At 70.7% G+C, this 15,989-nt stretch carries 16 protein-coding genes, 1 tRNA gene and 1 pseudogene; 8 read left to right on the top strand and 10 right to left on the bottom strand.

The window, feature by feature from the left end; all coding sequences use genetic code 11:
- Window positions 1-4 precede the first annotated feature (4 nt).
- Window positions 5-592: a TetR/AcrR family transcriptional regulator gene (locus ACFSDF_RS08915; protein ID WP_167001612.1), complete on the bottom strand. Its 588-nt coding sequence runs from the start codon at window positions 590-592 to the stop codon at window positions 5-7.
- 97 nt (window positions 593-689) lie between these two features.
- Here ACFSDF_RS08915 and ACFSDF_RS08910 point away from each other — a divergent pair, with 97 nt between their 5' ends.
- Window positions 690-1,706: a hypothetical protein gene (locus tag ACFSDF_RS08910; protein WP_167001611.1), complete on the top strand. Its 1,017-nt coding sequence runs from the start codon at window positions 690-692 to the stop codon at window positions 1,704-1,706.
- A 2-nt stretch (window positions 1,707-1,708) separates the two neighbouring features.
- On the opposite strand, the gene ACFSDF_RS08905 is transcribed toward ACFSDF_RS08910, so the two are convergent.
- Window positions 1,709-1,781, bottom strand: a tRNA-Arg gene (locus ACFSDF_RS08905).
- A 27-nt stretch (window positions 1,782-1,808) separates the two neighbouring features.
- Window positions 1,809-2,375 (bottom strand): protein-L-isoaspartate O-methyltransferase family protein, encoded by a 567-nt coding sequence (locus ACFSDF_RS08900; protein ID WP_167001610.1) that lies wholly within the window; start codon window positions 2,373-2,375, stop codon window positions 1,809-1,811.
- A 21-nt stretch (window positions 2,376-2,396) separates the two neighbouring features.
- On the opposite strand from ACFSDF_RS08900, the gene ACFSDF_RS08895 reads away from it, so the two are divergent.
- Window positions 2,397-2,741, top strand: coding sequence for a hypothetical protein (locus ACFSDF_RS08895; protein ID WP_167001609.1), 345 nt, complete (start codon window positions 2,397-2,399; stop codon window positions 2,739-2,741).
- Window positions 2,742-2,752: 11 nt separating this feature from the next.
- Here ACFSDF_RS08895 and ACFSDF_RS08890 read toward each other — a convergent pair whose 3' ends face one another.
- The 3 genes from ACFSDF_RS08890 to ACFSDF_RS08880 form a co-directional block, all read right to left on the bottom strand.
- Complete coding sequence (locus ACFSDF_RS08890) at window positions 2,753-3,289, bottom strand: PGPGW domain-containing protein (protein ID WP_167001608.1); 537 nt, start codon at window positions 3,287-3,289, stop codon at window positions 2,753-2,755.
- Between the two features lie 50 nt (window positions 3,290-3,339).
- The gene (locus tag ACFSDF_RS08885; protein ID WP_167248965.1) at window positions 3,340-5,703 is read right to left on the bottom strand and encodes a putative bifunctional diguanylate cyclase/phosphodiesterase; all 2,364 of its coding nucleotides are present in this window, start codon (window positions 5,701-5,703) and stop codon (window positions 3,340-3,342) included.
- 115 nt (window positions 5,704-5,818) lie between these two features.
- Window positions 5,819-6,520 carry a metal-dependent transcriptional regulator gene (locus tag ACFSDF_RS08880; protein ID WP_167001606.1) on the bottom strand — a complete coding sequence of 234 codons (702 nt, stop codon included), beginning with the start codon at window positions 6,518-6,520 and terminating at the stop codon, window positions 5,819-5,821.
- On the opposite strand from ACFSDF_RS08880, the pseudogene ACFSDF_RS08875 reads away from it, so the two are divergent.
- From ACFSDF_RS08875 to ACFSDF_RS08865, 3 genes and pseudogenes are all read left to right on the top strand, one after another.
- Window positions 6,477-6,868, top strand: a pseudogene (locus tag ACFSDF_RS08875) (FAD-binding domain-containing protein). The gene ACFSDF_RS08880 and the pseudogene ACFSDF_RS08875 sit on opposite strands and share 44 nt — an antisense overlap.
- Window positions 6,869-6,911: 43 nt before the next feature.
- Window positions 6,912-7,637, top strand: coding sequence for a hypothetical protein (locus tag ACFSDF_RS08870; protein WP_167248967.1), 726 nt, complete (start codon window positions 6,912-6,914; stop codon window positions 7,635-7,637).
- A 76-nt stretch (window positions 7,638-7,713) separates the two neighbouring features.
- Window positions 7,714-9,354 (top strand): glycoside hydrolase family 13 protein, encoded by a 1,641-nt coding sequence (locus tag ACFSDF_RS08865; protein WP_377157158.1) that lies wholly within the window; start codon window positions 7,714-7,716, stop codon window positions 9,352-9,354.
- 78 nt (window positions 9,355-9,432) lie between these two features.
- On the opposite strand, the gene ACFSDF_RS08860 is transcribed toward ACFSDF_RS08865, so the two are convergent.
- Window positions 9,433-9,882: a hypothetical protein gene (locus tag ACFSDF_RS08860; RefSeq protein WP_377157156.1), complete on the bottom strand. Its 450-nt coding sequence runs from the start codon at window positions 9,880-9,882 to the stop codon at window positions 9,433-9,435.
- A gap of 280 nt (window positions 9,883-10,162) precedes the next feature.
- Between ACFSDF_RS08860 and ACFSDF_RS08855 the strand changes: the two genes are divergently transcribed.
- Complete coding sequence (locus ACFSDF_RS08855; RefSeq protein WP_167001603.1) at window positions 10,163-10,747, top strand: PadR family transcriptional regulator; 585 nt, start codon at window positions 10,163-10,165, stop codon at window positions 10,745-10,747.
- Between the two features lie 11 nt (window positions 10,748-10,758).
- Here ACFSDF_RS08855 and ACFSDF_RS08850 read toward each other — a convergent pair whose 3' ends face one another.
- Window positions 10,759-12,024, bottom strand: coding sequence for an MFS transporter (locus ACFSDF_RS08850; protein WP_377157153.1), 1,266 nt, complete (start codon window positions 12,022-12,024; stop codon window positions 10,759-10,761).
- A gap of 354 nt (window positions 12,025-12,378) precedes the next feature.
- On the opposite strand from ACFSDF_RS08850, the gene map reads away from it, so the two are divergent.
- On the top strand, window positions 12,379-13,146 hold the full coding sequence (gene map / locus ACFSDF_RS08845) for a type I methionyl aminopeptidase (RefSeq protein ID WP_167001601.1): 768 nt from the start codon (window positions 12,379-12,381) through the stop codon (window positions 13,144-13,146).
- A gap of 8 nt (window positions 13,147-13,154) precedes the next feature.
- On the opposite strand, the gene pdxH is transcribed toward map, so the two are convergent.
- Window positions 13,155-13,796, bottom strand: coding sequence for a pyridoxamine 5'-phosphate oxidase (gene pdxH / locus ACFSDF_RS08840; RefSeq protein ID WP_167002367.1), 642 nt, complete (start codon window positions 13,794-13,796; stop codon window positions 13,155-13,157).
- A 52-nt stretch (window positions 13,797-13,848) separates the two neighbouring features.
- On the opposite strand from pdxH, the gene ACFSDF_RS08835 reads away from it, so the two are divergent.
- Window positions 13,849-14,967, top strand: a complete 1,119-nt coding sequence (locus ACFSDF_RS08835) for a citrate synthase 2 (protein WP_167001600.1) — start codon at window positions 13,849-13,851, stop codon at window positions 14,965-14,967.
- A 69-nt stretch (window positions 14,968-15,036) separates the two neighbouring features.
- Here ACFSDF_RS08835 and ACFSDF_RS08830 read toward each other — a convergent pair whose 3' ends face one another.
- Window positions 15,037-15,942, bottom strand: a complete 906-nt coding sequence (locus tag ACFSDF_RS08830; RefSeq protein ID WP_377157150.1) for a DUF559 domain-containing protein — start codon at window positions 15,940-15,942, stop codon at window positions 15,037-15,039.
- Between the last annotated feature and the right edge of the window lie 47 nt (window positions 15,943-15,989).

Here is a 15,989-nt window from a genome sequence, read left to right as displayed (position 1 = left end):
GCCCTCAGGGCAGGACGCGCGTCACTGCGTCGAAGTATGCGGCCCGGTCGAAGTCGCGCACGGTCGCCGCATGGACGAGATAGCCCTGGCACACCGCGACGTACACCGGATACTCCGCCTGGGCGCGCGTCTGCGCCTCGCTCGTGGCCATGCCGCCGGCGACGTACCAGGCCTCGAGGTAGTCGCGGAACAGGCGCCCGATCTCGCCGACGGCGCCCTGCACCGTCTCCTCGAGCGCGGGATCGAGCTGCGCGTTCGCCCAGACCTGGACGATCAGGCCGGGCCTGACCACAGCCTCGGTGACGCCCTGGAGAAACTCCACCACCAGCTCGCTCGGGCGCAGTGTCGCCTTGCCCTCGCGCGCCCGCTCGAGCTCGGTGAACCGTCCGACGACGACGCTGCGCATCGCCTCACGGACCAGCTCGCTCTTGTTCGTGTAGTAGCCGTAGATGGCGCCGGCAGAGAGCCCGGACTCGCGGATGATGTCGGCCATCGACGTCGCGGCGTACCCCTTCTCCCCAAAGCAGCGCAGCGCCGCGCGGGCGATCTCCTCGCGTCGGGCGCGCTTGTGCTCCTCGGAGACCTTCGGCATGCCGCCACCGTAAAGCGAACGAACGTTCTTGACAAAGGTGGGCCGTCGTTCGACTCTTAAAGAACGATCATTCGTTTTTCTTCCTACGGAGGGACCCATGTCCACCGAGACCACCGCACCCCAGAGCTGGGGCCGCGTCCTCGGCGCCGCCACCCTTGCGGCGCTCGTCGTCACCCTCGTGGTGGCCGCCTTCACCTGGCCGGCCGCGACCACGACGCCGCAGAACCTCCCCGTCGCTATCACCGGCCCCGCTCCCGCGATCCAGACCGTCGAGCAGCAGCTCGAGACCTCTGCTCCGGGGCGCTTCGACCTCGTCGAGGTCGCCGACCGCGACGCCGCCGTAGCGGCGGTCGAACAGCGCGAGGTCTATGGCGGGCTCGTGCTTGGCGAGGAGCCCGAGGTGCTGACCGCCTCGGCGGCCGGTGGCGCCTCGCACCAGGCCATGACCCGGCTGGCCGACGAGCTCGGCCAGGTGTCGGCCGACATGCCGGTGACGATCAGCGACGTCGTCGGACTCGACGCCGACGACGCGCAAGGGGTCGGCATCACCGCCGCCGCCTTCCCCCTGGTCCTCGGCGGGATGATCGGCGGCATCGTCGTCGCACTCCTCGTCGGAGGCCGCAGCCGGCGCCTGGTCGCCGTCGGGGTGTACGCGGTCGTCGCCGCGACCCTGACGACGACGGTGCTGCACGGATGGTTCGGCATCCTCCCCGGTGACCCGCTCGCCCTGACCGCAGGGATCGGACTCTCCCTGCTGGCGACGAGTGCCCTGATTGCCGGTCTCGCGAGCGTCCTGGGCCCGCCCGGGATCGGCGTCGGCGCGGCGATCACGCTGCTCATCGGCAACCCGATCTCCGCGGCCAGCCAGCCGACAGAGTTCCTGCCGTGGATCTGGGGTGACCTCGGCCAGCTCTTCGTCCCCGGCGCCGCCGTCACGCTCGTCCGGAGCCTCGCGTACTTCCCCGACGCGGATCTCACCCAGTCGCTGATCGTGCTCGGCGCATGGACCCTGGTCGGGCTCGCACTGATCGTGGTGGGCCGGCGCGGTGATCGGCCGGTCAGCGCGGGTGCGACGTCCGGGACCGAGCCGGCGCGGGAACTCGCGGACGCCTGACGTGCCCCCGGCTGGATTCGAACCAGCGACACCCGCTTTAGGAGAGCGGTGCTCTATCCCCTGAGCTACGGGGGCGACACGGCCCAAGACTAGCGGGCACGCTCACCAGCCGATCAACGGCACGAAGCGGTACGCGCCGTGCTCGCTCACGTGCGCACCGCCGCCGTCCGCGAGCACCACGCGCGTCATCCGTCCGCGGACGGGGACGACCATCACGCCGCCGGGAGCGAGCTGGTCGACGAGCGGCGTCGGGAGCGATCGCGCCTGCGCAGACACGAGCACGCGGTCGTACGGAGCCGCCTCGGGCCACCCGAGCACCTCGATCGCGAGCTCGATCCGCACCCACGTCAGGCCGAGCCTCGAGAGCACCCCACCCGCACGCTCGCGCAGCTCGGGGACCACCTCGACACCGACCACCTCGCCACCGCCTCCGACGAGGTGCGCGAGCAGTGCCGTCGTCCACCCCGAGCCCGCCCCGACGTCGAGCACGCGCATGCCGGGCTCGACGTCGAGGAGGCGCAGCATCGCTGCGACCGTACGGGGCTGGGAGTTGGTCTGACCCCAACCGATCGGCACCGGTCCGTCAAGGTCGGCCATCGCCTTCTGATCGTCGGGAAGGAAGTCCTCGCGCCGCACCTGCGCCATCACCTCGGTGACCTTGTCACCCATACCCACCAGTATCGTCGAGCCATGGAAACGCTGCGTCTGATCCTGCTGGTGCTCCACATGCTCTGCTGGGCATTCGTGATCGGCGCATGGGCGTCGCGCCTGCGGACCCCGGTCCCGATCGCGAAGGGCGTCGCGCACGCGGCCGCGGGCGCGCTCGTCACCGGCCTGCTCCTGGTCGGTCTCCGCGAGATGGACGACCTCCCCGTCGACAACGCCAAGATCGGCGTCAAGCTCGTCATCGCCCTGGCCGTGACCGTGCTCGCCTTCGTCGCCGACCGCAAGAGCGACCGTACGCCGGTGTGGATGGCTCACGCCGTCGGCGGACTCGCAGTCGTCAACGTGTTCATCGCCGTCCTCTGGCGCTGACCCGCGGACGGTCAGACGCGGTCGGTGGTGTCGGACTCCGGCTCGCCGTCCGCCTCTGAGAGCGCCTCGACCAGCTCGTCCTCGTCGAGGATCTCGAACGACTCGTCGTCATCGCCGTAGCGGAACCGCTTCATGCTGTAGACCACGAGCCCGAGCGCGATCAGCGACGAGAGCATCATGCTGAGCCCGGTCGCCCAGCCGTTGAAGGGCAACTCGTCACCGAACGGACCGATCTCGGGCACCGTCGGTCCGATCCACCAGATGACACCGACCCCCATCACGCAGAGTGCGCCGAGCACACTGAGCGCGATGCGCGGCCACGTCGCCACCCCGTAGCGCGCGGCGTCGAACGCCTTCGCCTTGATCGGCTCGACGCGACGCCTCGCCCACTCATAGCGGTTGGAAAGGATCGCCAGCCCCGCGACCATCATGAGGAGTCCGGGTCCGGGCAGCACGAGAGCGGCGATGCCTGCGATCACAAGAAGCCAGCCGGCCAGCTCGAGGCCGGTCAGGCGAAGCCAAGACGCAAACCCGCGAATCGCACTCATCAACCCTGACCATCCCATTCCCCCAGCATGCCAAACCCCCCGAAATCATTTCAGCGACGACGTAGCGACGCCGTCCGCGAGCGTTGAGCTTCCCATCGTACGAGGGTCGCGGGGCTCATCGGCCCGCCGAAGTAGTAGCCCTGGAACGCCAGCTCACCACCGTCGCCCGGGGCAATCGCACGGATGGCCTCGACCTGGGACTGGCGCTCGATGCCCTCGATGACCGTCCGCAGATTGAGCGCTGCCGCCATCTCCAGCATCGAGGCGAGCACCGCGGCGCTCTGCGGGTCGGTGTCGATCTCCTGGGAGAAGAAGCGGTCGAGCTTGAGGAGCTGCACCGGCAGTCGCCGGAGGCGCTCGAGCGAGGAGAACCCGACTCCGAAGTCGTCGACTGCGAAGGTGACACCGCGCTCGAGCAACCGCTCCATCACGCCCGAGGCGATGAGCTCCTCGCTGATCCAGCCGGTCTCGGTGATCTCCAGGGTGAGCCGGTGGGGCGCCAGCGCCTCGACGGCGCGCTCGACGGACGCGACGAACTCCGCAGACCCGAGCTGCGGCGCGGAGAGGTTCACGGCGATCGCGGTCTCGGGCGCCAGAGCGTGGTCGAGCTGCTGGCGGTCGTCGCACACCTGCTCCAGGACGAGGGCCCCGATCGACTCGATCAGATTGGCATCCTCGGCCAGCGGGATGAACTCCGCAGGCGAGATGACCTCCCCGTCCTCGGTCCACCGCGCGAGCGCCTCGATCGCGAGCAGGTGCTGGTCGACGGCAGAGACGATCGGCTGGTAGACGACCCGCAGTCGGCGCTCGTCGATCGCGCGACGGAGCCTGTCCACCAGCTCGAGGGAGCGCACCCGCTCGACGCCCATCGCCGCACTGTAGACGACAACCCTGTCCCGTCCGGCTCGCTTTGCCGCGTACATCGCGATGTCGGCGTTGCGCAGCAGGTCGGCGGCCGTGTCGACCGTCGGGTGCCCGGCCACCGCGGCCGCCGTCGCGACCCCGATGCTGACCGTGATGTCGATCGAACGGGCGTCGACGCGAAGCGGCCGCGAGACGACCTCGCGGACGGTCTCGGCGACATCGCGCGCGCTGGCCTCGAGCATCTGCTCCCCGCCCTCGCTGGACACGAGGATCGCGAACTCGTCGCCCCCGAGCCGCGCCAGGTGGACATCGGCCGGCAGCTCCGCCGACAGCCGCCGCGCCACCTCGATCAACGCACCGTCGCCGCTGGCGTGGCCGAACTGGTCGTTGACCTTCTTGAAGCCGTCGAGGTCGCAGAACAGGATCGCGCACGTCCGCGAGCCGGTGTCCACCGCGCGACCTCCCGCCATCTCCGCGGCGACGGTCTCGAGGAAGACCGAGCGGTTGCGCAGCTTCGTCAACGGGTCACGCTGCGCATTGGCCACAAGGTCCCTGTTCATCCGCATCCGCGACAATGCCTCCTCTGCCTGCTGGGCGATCGACTCGAGCGCCTCCGCCCACCTTAATGTGCTCGCTGGCGGTCCATCCTTGGTCTGGATCACCAACCAGAAGACCTCGTCACCCGAGATGAACAGGCGCCGAAGGTCCGGCGAGTCCGGGAGCTCCGTCCGCAGGCCCGACCCGGGTGTCTTGCCGAGCTGCCGGACGCCGAGGTCGAGCGCGGCGAGCACCTGTGCCTCGTTCGATGCCGAGTGCAGCGCGCTCGCCGTCTCGAACAGCACGTTGAGACGGCGCGCCGTCTCCCGCTCGCGCGTGAGCCCCTTGACGGCGACGAGCACGATGCCGAGCGCCGGCACGACGGCGAGCAACGCCCACGGCGACTCGGTGCGATACAGGAGCACGCACACATAGCCCATCGCGTTCACACCGACGTACACCCCGTACAGCGTGAGGACTTCGTACGCCCGCGCCGCGAGCGCACCGCCGGCAGGCATGGCGACGTCGTGGACCCAGACCACCGACGCCCCGATGTCGACGACGAACGCCAGCGTGAACGCGAGCAGGACGGTGAGGACCTCGGCGTAGCCGAACGTCCCGACATCCAGCGCCGCGACGACGGCGACCGCGAGTCCGCCGCACACGATCGACAGCGCCGGGTCGAACACCCGGCGGCTGCGGGGCAGACCGAGCACCTGCGCAAGGACGACACCGGCGATCCACAGCACGAGCGCCTGCGGCCAGGCGACGGTCAGCGACAGGAAGACGAGCACGCACAACTCGGTGCCGACGACAAGCCAGTCGTCGTACCGGTCGAGGTAGAGCGGCGCTGCACTCGCCAGCACGATCGCCGGGAGGCTGAGGAGCCACCACGGTCCGATGTCCCACCCGCGCTGGACGACCGCGACCACGGCGACGACGGCGATCGCACCCGCCGCCAGCACGACGACGAGGGTGAGGAGCGTGCGCGCGAGACGCGGCGCTCCAGTCATCGACGTTCCCCCCGTAGTCCGACGGCCGGCGTTTCACCGCCGGGGCATCATCACCATCCAATCAGCCGGCGCACGTCGCGACCGAGAGTTGTCGCGTTCGGCGCGCCGACGGCGGTCACGGCCTCTCGACGAAGATGTGGGACGCGGCTTCGGGGTCGATCTCCGCCGTCTCCCCACCGCGCGCGACGACGACCCCGCCGTCGGGTGCGGGCGACACGAGAACGTCGTTGCCAGGCAGGACGCCGACACGACGGAGCACCGACATCGCGGTGGTGTCCTTCTGGAGCTCCTCGCCGATGCGGCGCACGACCAGGCGCGACGCGTCGCCGTTGCCGGACAGCGCCGCCGTCAGGTGCATCACGCCGTCGCCCAGGAACGCCTCAGCGACCTCGTCGGTCTCACCGAGCTCACCGAGACCCGGGATCGGCGTGCCGTACGGGGACTCGGTCGGGTGCTCCAGAAGGGCGACGAGCTTGCGCTCGACCTGCTCGGAGATGACGTGCTCCCACCGGCACGCCTCCTCGTGGACGTACTCGATCTCGAGCCCGATGACGTCGGTGAGAAGCCGCTCGGCCAGCCGGTGCTTGCGCATGACGCGGGTGGCGAGGGCGCGCCCCTGCTCGGAGAGCTCGAGGTGACGGTCGCCCTCGACGGTGAGCAGGCCGTCGCGCTCCATCCGGGCGACCGTCTGGCTCACCGTGGGTCCGCTCTGGTGAAGGCGCTCGGCGATCCGGGCGCGGAGGGGCACGATCCCCTCTTCTTCGAGCTCGTAGATGGTCCGGAGGTACATCTCGGTGGTGTCGATCAGGTCGCTCACGGCGTCTATTGTTCCAGATCAGACAGACTCGCCGCGCACCCACGAAGATGGGCGGATGCCGCAGGGCCGTACGGGCTTCCCGTTCATCGACGCGGGGATGCGTCAGCTGCTCGCGCAGGGCTGGATGTACAACCGCGTCCGGATGGTCGTCGCGAGCTTCCTCGTCAAGGACCTCCACCTGGAGTGGCAGCACGGCGCGCGGCACTCCCGGTCACGCAGGGCAAGATGTTCGACCCTGACGGCACCTACGTCCGGCGCTGGGTCCCCGAGCTCGCCGACGTCCCGCCCCGCTGGTCGACCACGCCGAGGAGCGGCGCGAGCACTGCGCCGGTACGAGAGCTGCGTTGAAGGCCCACGACGCCCGGGCCCGCGGACGTGAGAGCGTGGGGTGATGACGAGCACGACGATCGACCCCCGTTACAACGGCCCCGACCGCTCCGGCAACGGCGGCTACGTGGCAGGCCTCGTCGCACGGCCGATCGCGTCCCCGGGCGCGGTCGTGACATCGACGCTGCGGGTGCCGCCGCCGCTCGGCGTCCCGCTCGCGCTCACGGTCGACGACGGCCGTGCGGTGCTGTCCGACGGTGCCACCGTCGTCGGAGAGGCGGAGGCGGGAGCCTTCGACGTCGACCCGGCACCTTTCGTCGGAGCGACCCTCGCCCGCAAGGGGTACGAGGCGTACGAAGGACGCGTGGAGCACCCCTTCCCGCACTGCTTCACCTGTGGCACGGCACGAGCGCCGGGCGACGGTCTGCTCGTCTTCCCCGGACCGGTCGACGACGCCGCGTACCCCGACACCGTGGCCGCGACGTGGACGCCTCATCCGGCGTTCGGCGACACCGACGGGCACCTGCAGCCCGAGGTGACCTGGGCCGCGATCGACTGCCCCGGCGGCTGGTCCGCGCACATCGACGCGACACCGATGGTGCTCGGGCGGATGACCGGACAGGTGGTCAGCACCCCCGTCGCCGACCGCGAGTACGTGGTCGTCGGCGCGTTCCGCGGCGCGGACGGACGCAAGCACCGTACGGGCACTGCCCTATACGAGGCGGACGGCACGCTGGTCGCGCGTGCCGAGCAGACGTGGATCGCGATCGACATCGGCACCTTTCGCTGAGGCGTCCCTAGACTGACAGGGCTCGCAGCGCGGCGGGCCAGACGACCGAACCCTGCGCACCTCTGGAGGACTTCTCGTGGCCTCAGCCCCGTCCCGTTCGACCCCGTGGTGGCGTGACGCGGTCTGCTACCAGATCTACGTCCGCTCGTTCGCCGACGCGGACGGAGACGGCGTGGGCGACCTGCGCGGCATCACTGCTCACCTCGACTACCTCGAGCGCCTCAACGTCGACGCCCTGTGGCTGACCCCGTTCTACACGTCGCCGCAGGCCGACCACGGTTACGACGTAGCCGACTACCGCGACGTCGACCCGCTGTTCGGGACGCTGGCGGACTTCGACGAGATGCTCGCCGGCGCGCACGCGCGTGACCTGCGGGTGATCGTGGACCTCGTCCCCAACCACACGTCGTCGGCGCACCCGTGGTTCGTCGCGGCGCTCGCCGACGGGCCCGACAGCACGGCGCGCAAGCGCTACCTCTTCCGCGACGGGCGCGGGCCCGACGGTGCCGAGCCGCCGAACAACTGGCAGTCGGTGTTCGGCGGCCCCGCGTGGACGCGCGTGCCCGACCCTTCGACGGGCTCAGGACATCGCGGCCAGTGGTATCTCCACCTCTTCGACCCCGAGCAGCCCGACCTCAACTGGGACGACCCCGACGTCGGCGACGAGTTCGAGTCGGTGCTCCGCTTCTGGCTCGACCGGGGCGTCGACGGCTTCCGCGTGGACGTGGCCCACGGGCTGTTCAAGGAGACCGGGATGCCCGACGTCCGCGGCGGCGCGGGGACGGGCCCGACCCTCGACGACACGATGTCGCAGTGGGACCGCCCGTATTGGGACCAGCCGGGGGTCCACGACGTCTACCGGCGCTGGCGCCAGGTGCTCGACTCGTACCCGGGCGACCGCATGATGATCGGCGAGGCCTGGGTCGGCTCGCCCGAGTCGATGGCGCAGTACGTCCGAGCGGACGAGATGAATCAGGTCTTCAACTTCCACTGGCTCTCGACGCCGTTCTCGGCCCCGGCTCTGCGTGACGTGATCGCGGAGACGTACGCGGCCGTCGGGCCCGTGGGCGCGACCCCGACGTGGGTGCTCTCGAACCACGACGTCGTCCGTACCGTGACCCACTACGGCGGTGGCGACCTCGGACTGGCGCGTGCCAAGGCGTCGATGCTCGCGATGCTCGCCCTGCCCGGGTCTGCGTACGTCTACCAGGGCGAAGAGCTCGGACTCCCGCAGGTCGACGTGGCCCCGGCGGACCGCCAGGACCCGACGTGGCTGCGCGGTGGCGGGGTCGGGCGCGACGGGTGCCGCGTACCGCTTCCATGGTCCGGGCAGGCGCCCCCATTCGGGTTCTCCCCGGACTCTCCACAGCCCGTACGGACGTGGCTTCCCCAGCCCGGGTGGTTCCGCGACTACACGGTCGAGCACGAGAGCCACGACCCGTTCTCGACGCTGTCGTTCATGCGGTACGCGATCGCTCGGCGGCGCGGGCTCGTGGACCGGCTGTCGCACGAGCTGGAGATGCTCGATCGCGGCGACGACGTCGTGGCGTTCCGCCGCGCGGGCGTCGACGGTGCCCCCGGGCTCGTCTGCGTCGTCAACTGCGGGACGGTCGACGTGCCTGTGGACGACCTCGGCACGGCGGTCGTGCTGTCGTCGGCGCTCGCCGAGGGGACGGGTCAGCTGCTCCCGGACTCCGCCGCCTGGTTCTTGTCCTGACGCTCGACCTCGATCATCTCCTCGAGCCGTGCGAGATCGCCGACGAAGTGCTCCGCAAGGCCTTGCGGCACCCCGCCCTCATGAGCCGTGCGTCGCCGTAGGCGTGCGGCGTCGATGACCATCACAGCGTCGGCGGGGGTGGAGCGCAGGACGGTGTGCTCGATGCGCAGCGGCCCGGCGACGTCCGCTGCGGGTGAGGTCGCGGTGGGTCAGCCCGGGCGGCATCCCGCCCATCCCGGTGACGACCAGGTCGGCATCGGGGCCCCGTACGCCGGGCCGCACCCGCTCCTCGCCCTCCCCTACGACGACCAGCTTGGTGAGGCTCGCCCCGTTGATGAGGGCGGCCAGCGTCGCCATGAGCAGCATCGCGCCGGAGGACTGGCCGTGGCTGGCGACGGCGAGCACGCGTCGGACGGTCCGGGGTGGCTTGCTGCGCAGGACCTGGACCGCCACGGCGGGCCACTCCGGGGTCGCGAGCCGCGCGATCGCGTCGATGGCCGACAGCAGCACCCCATCGGCCGAGAACAACGACGACGGGATCGTCCTCCGGCGGCGACGCGACGCGGAAGACGAGGACGGTCACCTCGGTCAGGGCGCTCACCCGTTCGAACGCCTTGGGCGGGCACCGCCCCGTCGTGCGCCACGACGTGGACGACGGGAAGTCGCGACCCTAGTTCCACCATCACGCCCCCCACCTGTGCGCCGCTTCCATCGTAGGCAGAGCGAGACGATCCGACTGAGTTGCATCACGATATATCGCGATGTACTGTTGAAGCATCGTGAGATTCGGACAACGAAAGGACATCTCATGCGAACCCCAGAATTCGACCCCCGTACGGGCTTCGACCCGACCTCCGCCCGACGCCGACCTGGCCCCGGGCGACGCGACCCCCGTGGTCACGGCCGAGGCTTCGGCCCCGGTTTCGGTCCCGGCTTCGGCGAAGGCCGCCGAGGCGGGCGGGCACGGCGAGGCGCCGTGCGGCTCGCCGCACTGTCGGTGATCGCGGACGCCCCCACCAACGGCTACGGCCTCATCAGCGCGTTCGCCGAGCGGACCGACGGCCGGTGGCGCCCGAGCCCCGGCTCGATCTATCCCGTGCTGCGACGCCTGACAGAGGACGGGCTCATCGAGCCCACCGACGAGGAGGCCACGCAGTTCCGCATCACCGAGGCAGGCACGGCCTACCTCGCCGACCGCGCCGACGAGGTCGCCCAGGCGTGGGAGAGCACGCACCCACGCTCGCAGACCCAGGAGGACCTGCACACCAGCGCACGCAAGCTCGTCCGCGCCGCACGTCAGCTCGACGAGGACGGCACCGACGACCAGCGTGAGCGCGCGGTCGCGATCCTCGACGAGGCGCGGCGCAGCATGTACGGCCTGCTGGCCGAGTGAGCCGGTGAGCGCTAAGGCGTGGGGCGGCGCGCGTCGTACCGCAGGAAGCCACGCTGCCACGTGACGACGAGCAGCGTGGCGACCACGCACGCGACCCCGCCATAGAGCATCGCCTCCGCCTCCGTGGTGAGCTCGGCGACCGACCCCGCCACGAACTCCCCCAGCCGCGGCCCGCCCGCAACCACCACCGTGAAGACCCCCTGGAGCCTCCCCCGCAGCTCGTCGGGCGCCGCCTGCTGGAGCATCGTGCTGCGATAGGCCGAGCTCACCATGTCGGCCGAGCCGGAGAACGCCAGCATCACGACGACGAGCCACAGGACTCCCGGCACCCCGATGGCGGCCACGCCGGCGAGCGCGACGGACATCCCGTAGGCGACGATCGCGAGCACGACCGCGATCCCCTGCCGATGCACCCGGCTGATCCACCCCGAGAAGGCGAACGCGACGAGCGACCCGATCGCCGGCGCCGCCTGGAGCAGCCCGAGTGCCGACGGCCCTCCCGCGTACACCGTCAGCGCGAGCGCCGAGAAGAGCGCGCGGGGCTGCGCGAGCACCATCGCGCAGAGGTCGACGACGAACGTCATCCGCAGGTTCGGGGCACGGCGCAGCCACCGGATCCCCTCGACCACGGACCGCAGGCCCGGCACGCGGCCCGGCTCCTTCGCCGGCAGGATCGGCGGGAGGCGTACCAGCGCGTACAGCGCCGCCGTGAACGTCAGCAGGTCCACCGCGTAGGTCGACGCGACGCCCCACCACGCGATGAGCACGCCGCCGAGCAGCGGACCGACCGTGAAGCCGAGATTGAACGCGGCCATCCCCAGCGCGTTGGCGGCGGGCAGCAGGTGAACGGGGATCAGCCGCGGGATGATCGCCGAACGGGCGGGGCTGTTGACCGCGAACAACCCGCTCTGCACCGCGACCACCCCGTACAGGAGGCCGACGGACTCGCTGTCGAGCAGCGCCTGCGCCAGGAGGGCTGCGGTGCACAACCAGAGCCCGGCCGCGGTCCAGAGCGCGACCTTGCGGCGGTCGTAGTGGTCGACGAGAGCGCCGCCGTACAGGCCGAGCGCGATCAAGGGGACCAGGGCGACGATCCCCAGGGTGCCGACGGCGAACGGCGACTCGGTCAGGACCCAGACCTGGTAGGCGACCGTGACGGTCGCCATCTGCTGGCCGAGCTGCGACACGGTCTGGCCGACCCACAGCCTCCGGAAGTCGGCCGACTCGCGAAGCGGACGGACGTCGGTCAGCAGCCGACCCCACCCGCGTCTCGCCACGAACCGATTGTCCTCGGCAACCAGCTCGGGCCCGGAGCAGGTCCAGATAATGGGTTGGCTGCCTCCTACCCGAGGCGTACGGTCGGTCGTACACAGGAAGGAGGTGGTCCGGAGAATGATTGACTTCAGGACAAGTGAGGTGGCTGTCCGCTAGCCACGGTGCAGGGACCACCCGCATCGCGCGGCGAATCCCAGCAGCCACCCGACCCGCGGGGGCCGAGATGTTGTCCACTCGGTATCCAACCCCCGCGGGTCGTCCTTTTCCCGCCGACCCTCCGCCGGTCGAGCCTGTCGAGACCCCCCTCCGCCGATCGAGTACGGGCCGGGAACGAGACCCCGACGTACGCTGATCCGGTGATCGAGATCAAGACGCCCGCGCAGATCGCGCAGATGCGTGAGGCGGGACGCATCGTCGCCCGTGCCCTCGCTGCGATGAAGGCGGGCGCCGCCGTCGGGGTCGCTCCCAAGGAGCTCGATGCCGTCGCGGCAGGTGTGCTCGCCGATGCTGGCGCGACGTCGCCGTTCCTCGACTACTACCCGGGCTGGGCCCCCGTCCCGTTCCCCGCGACGCTGTGCTTCAGCGCGAACGACGCGGTCGTGCACGGGATCCCCGGCTCCACACCGCTGGCCGACGGCGACCTGGTCAGTCTCGACTTCGGCGCGATCCTCGACGGCTGGGCAGGAGACGCCGCGATCAGCTTCGTCGTCGGCGAGGCCGACCCCGCCGACCTGGACCTCATCGCGGCAACCGAGAGCGCCCTCCACGCCGGCATCGCGCAGGCGGTCCCGGGCAACAAGCTCGGCGACGTCGCCCACGCGATCGGTACGGTCGCACGCGGGGCGGGCTACGGGCTCCTCGCCGACCACGGCGGCCACGGCATCGGACGCACGATGCACGAGGACCCGCACGTGCCGAACGAGGGTCGCGCCGGACGCGGGCTCACCCTGCGACCCGGACTCGTGCTCGCGATCGAGCCGATGCTCATCGCTGGCGGGATCGACGACTACGTCACGGACCCCGACGGCTGGACCCTCCGTACGGTCGACGGCAGCCGCGCCGCACACGTGGAGCACACGGTCGCGATCACCGAGGACGGGCCGCAGATCCTCACGTTGGAGTGACTCGCGGGTCAGGGGGCGAGGCGTTCGCGCACCCAGCTGTCGCCGTCGCGGCGAAAGCGGATGCGGTCGTGCATGCGCCCCGAACGCCCCTGCCAGAACTCGATCGCGTCGAGCGCGACGCGGTAGCCGCCCCACCACGGGGGCCGCGCGACGGCGTCCGGGTACGTCGCCTCCGCCGCGTCGTACGCCCGCTCGAGCGCGACGCGGTCGGCGACGACCCGCGACTGGTTCGATGCGACCGCGCCCAACTGCGACCCGCGCGGACGCGAGGCGAAGTAGGCGTCGGACACGGCCTCGCTCACCCGTGTCACCGCGCCCTCGATCCGGACCTGCCGCTGGAGCGGATGCCAGAGCAGCGTCAGCGCGGCGTGCGGATTGATCTCGAGCTCGTCACCCTTGCGGGACTCGCGGTTGGTGTAGAAAACGGCGCCATCGGCGTCGAACCCCTTGAGCAGCACGATCCGCAGCGAGGGGCGGCCCGCGGGCGTGGCCGTGGCGAGCGCCATCGCGTTGGGATCGTGGATGCCCGAGGCGACCGCCTCGTCGAACCACCTCCCGAACAGCGGGACGGGGTCGTGCCCTGCCTCTGCCTCGGTGAGGCCCGCAGCCTCGTACTCCTCGCGCAGTGCCGCGATCGCCTCCGACTCCATGAACAGCACCCTACGAGACTCCGCTGGTGCAAAAGAGAGCACAATGACCGGCATGACTGACGTACCCGAGACGGCGACGGTCCACGAGGGCCTCGAAGGCGTCATCGCCTTCGCCACCGAGATCGCCGAACCCGACAAAGAGGGCTCGTCGCTGCGCTACCGCGGCGTCGACATCGAGGAGCTCGTCGGCCGCGTGCCGTTCGAGAAGATCTGGGGCCTGCTGGTCGACGGCGCGTACGAGCCGGGCCTCCCGCCGGCCGAACCGTTCCCGATCCCGGTGCACTCCGGCGACATCCGCGTCGATGTCCAGAGCGCGATCGCGCTGACGGCTCCGGCCTGGGGCCTCGGCCAGCTGTACGACATCGAGCCCGAGCAGGCACGCGACGACCTCGCGCGTACGGCCGTGATGGTGCTGTCGTACGTCGCGCAGGCGGCTCGCGGGATCGGCCAGCCGATGGTCCCGCAGTCCGAGATCGACAAGGCGACGACGATCACCGAGCGGTTCCTGACCCGCTGGCGCGGCGAGGCCAACCCCGACCACGTCAAGGCGATCGACGCCTACTGGGCCTCCGCGGCCGAGCACGGCATGAACGCCTCCACCTTCACCGCTCGCGTGATCGCCTCGACCGGTGCCGACGTCGCCGCGGCGCTGTCCGGTGCGGTCGGCGCGATGTCCGGCCCGCTGCACGGAGGCGCGCCGTCACGCGTGCTCGGCATGATCGGCGACGTCGAGAAGACCGACGACGCGCGCACGTACGTCAAGGGTCTGCTCGACTCCGGTGAACGTCTGATGGGCTTCGGGCACCGCGTCTACCGCGCCGAGGACCCGCGCGCCCGCGTGCTCCGCCGTACGGCGCGCGAGCTCAACGCTCCGCGCTATGCGGTGGCCGAGGCGCTGGAGGAGGCCGCGCTCGCTGAGCTGCGTGAGCGTCGCCCGGACCGGGTGCTAGAGACCAATGTGGAGTTCTGGGCGGCGATCGTCCTCGACTTCGCTGAGATTCCCCCGCACATGTTCACGTCGATGTTCACCTGCGCCCGGACCGCCGGGTGGAGCGCGCACATCCTCGAGCAGAAGCGTCGCGGCCGCCTGATCCGCCCGTCGGCGATCTACACCGGCCCGCCCTCGCGCCCTGCCGAGAGCGTCGACGGCTGGGACCCGGCCTGGGCGTAGTTGCCCTGTCCGCCCCCGCGATTTGACGCCTTGTCCACCCTCTCGACAGCCGCCGAGGTGGATAGGGCGTCAAATCGCGGGGCTGCGGTCGAACCATCTGGCCCACATCACATTGAAGACGGGCGCAGGGCCGTCGTACCCGCGCTCCTGCAGCGCCCTGTGGACCCGCCACACCACCTGCCGAAGGCGCGGAAGGTCGTCATCGAGAACAACGATCACGATCCATCCGTCCCGCTCGAGGTTCTCACGGCGCGTACGGTCGTACGCGCGCTGTTTCCGCGAACGCTCGTGCCACGCGCCGTCGTACTCCACGACGACGCGGTAGGCCCAGTAGACGAGGTCGCACCGCCCGAGGAAGCGCCCGGCCGCGTCGCGTACGTCCGGGTTCGGTTCGGGCTCTGGCAGCCGGGCGAACACCAGCGCGAGGCGCACCAGAGTCTCCATCGGGCTCTCGACGTGCTCGCGCACGAGCGCGAAGGCACGCCGCGCGCGCAGGACGCCGTCGATGTGCGTCCGCTCGAGATACGCCTTCATCTCGTCGTACGACGTGTGTGCCGCGTGCAGGAGATGCTCGGCGGCCTGGACGAGTTCGACGATGCCGACGATCGTCGCGCAATCGACGTAGGTCCGATCCGGGCCGAGGCACGGAACACCGAAGCGGAAGAGCACGTTGAGCCGTCCGCGTCGCCGATGGAGCCTGAGGTCGCGGCGTCGCCGATGACGCGTCGTGTTCGTCGAGAAGTGGAGGGGGAACAGCGCGCGCAGCTCGAGGCCGTACAACCTCAGCGCGGTGAGGTGGCTCGCCGCGGCGTCGCTGGGAAGCAGCAGGAGTGCCGCACTGATCCAGCAGAGCAGGTCGGGTTCGACATCGGCAGGGATGTACACACCGCGAAACAAGCGGCGAAAGCCCGGGCCTTCAAGCCGGCGAGCACTGATGCCCGCGTCGCGACCCTGGGCTGCGGTGAACGGCAGCATCCCCGCAGGGTGACGGGTTTCGCGCCGGCGCCGTCAGCGCTGTCCAC

The organism is Mumia zhuanghuii, from assembly GCF_042681565.1.
Classification (GTDB): Bacteria; Actinomycetota; Actinomycetes; order Propionibacteriales; family Nocardioidaceae; genus Mumia.
The sequence above is the reverse complement of the archived record's forward strand: the minus strand, read 5'-3'. Positions and strand labels throughout refer to the sequence as shown.

Excerpts from the sequence above, each read along its gene's own strand:
- ACFSDF_RS08915 (WP_167001612.1), bottom strand. The coding sequence starts at position 592 with ATGCCGAAGGTCTCCGAGGAGCACAAGCGCGCCCGACGCGAGGAGATC.
- ACFSDF_RS08910 (WP_167001611.1), top strand. The coding sequence starts at position 690 with ATGTCCACCGAGACCACCGCACCCCAGAGCTGGGGCCGCGTCCTCGGC.
- ACFSDF_RS08900 (WP_167001610.1), bottom strand. The coding sequence starts at position 2,375 with ATGGGTGACAAGGTCACCGAGGTGATGGCGCAGGTGCGGCGCGAGGAC.
- ACFSDF_RS08895 (WP_167001609.1), top strand. The coding sequence starts at position 2,397 with ATGGAAACGCTGCGTCTGATCCTGCTGGTGCTCCACATGCTCTGCTGG.
- ACFSDF_RS08890 (WP_167001608.1), bottom strand. The coding sequence starts at position 3,289 with ATGAGTGCGATTCGCGGGTTTGCGTCTTGGCTTCGCCTGACCGGCCTC.
- ACFSDF_RS08885 (WP_167248965.1), bottom strand. The coding sequence starts at position 5,703 with ATGACTGGAGCGCCGCGTCTCGCGCGCACGCTCCTCACCCTCGTCGTC.
- ACFSDF_RS08870 (WP_167248967.1), top strand. The coding sequence starts at position 6,912 with ATGACGAGCACGACGATCGACCCCCGTTACAACGGCCCCGACCGCTCC.
- ACFSDF_RS08855 (WP_167001603.1), top strand. The coding sequence starts at position 10,163 with ATGCGAACCCCAGAATTCGACCCCCGTACGGGCTTCGACCCGACCTCC.
- pdxH (WP_167002367.1), bottom strand. The coding sequence starts at position 13,796 with ATGGAGTCGGAGGCGATCGCGGCACTGCGCGAGGAGTACGAGGCTGCG.
- ACFSDF_RS08835 (WP_167001600.1), top strand. The coding sequence starts at position 13,849 with ATGACTGACGTACCCGAGACGGCGACGGTCCACGAGGGCCTCGAAGGC.
- ACFSDF_RS08830 (WP_377157150.1), bottom strand. The coding sequence starts at position 15,942 with ATGCTGCCGTTCACCGCAGCCCAGGGTCGCGACGCGGGCATCAGTGCT.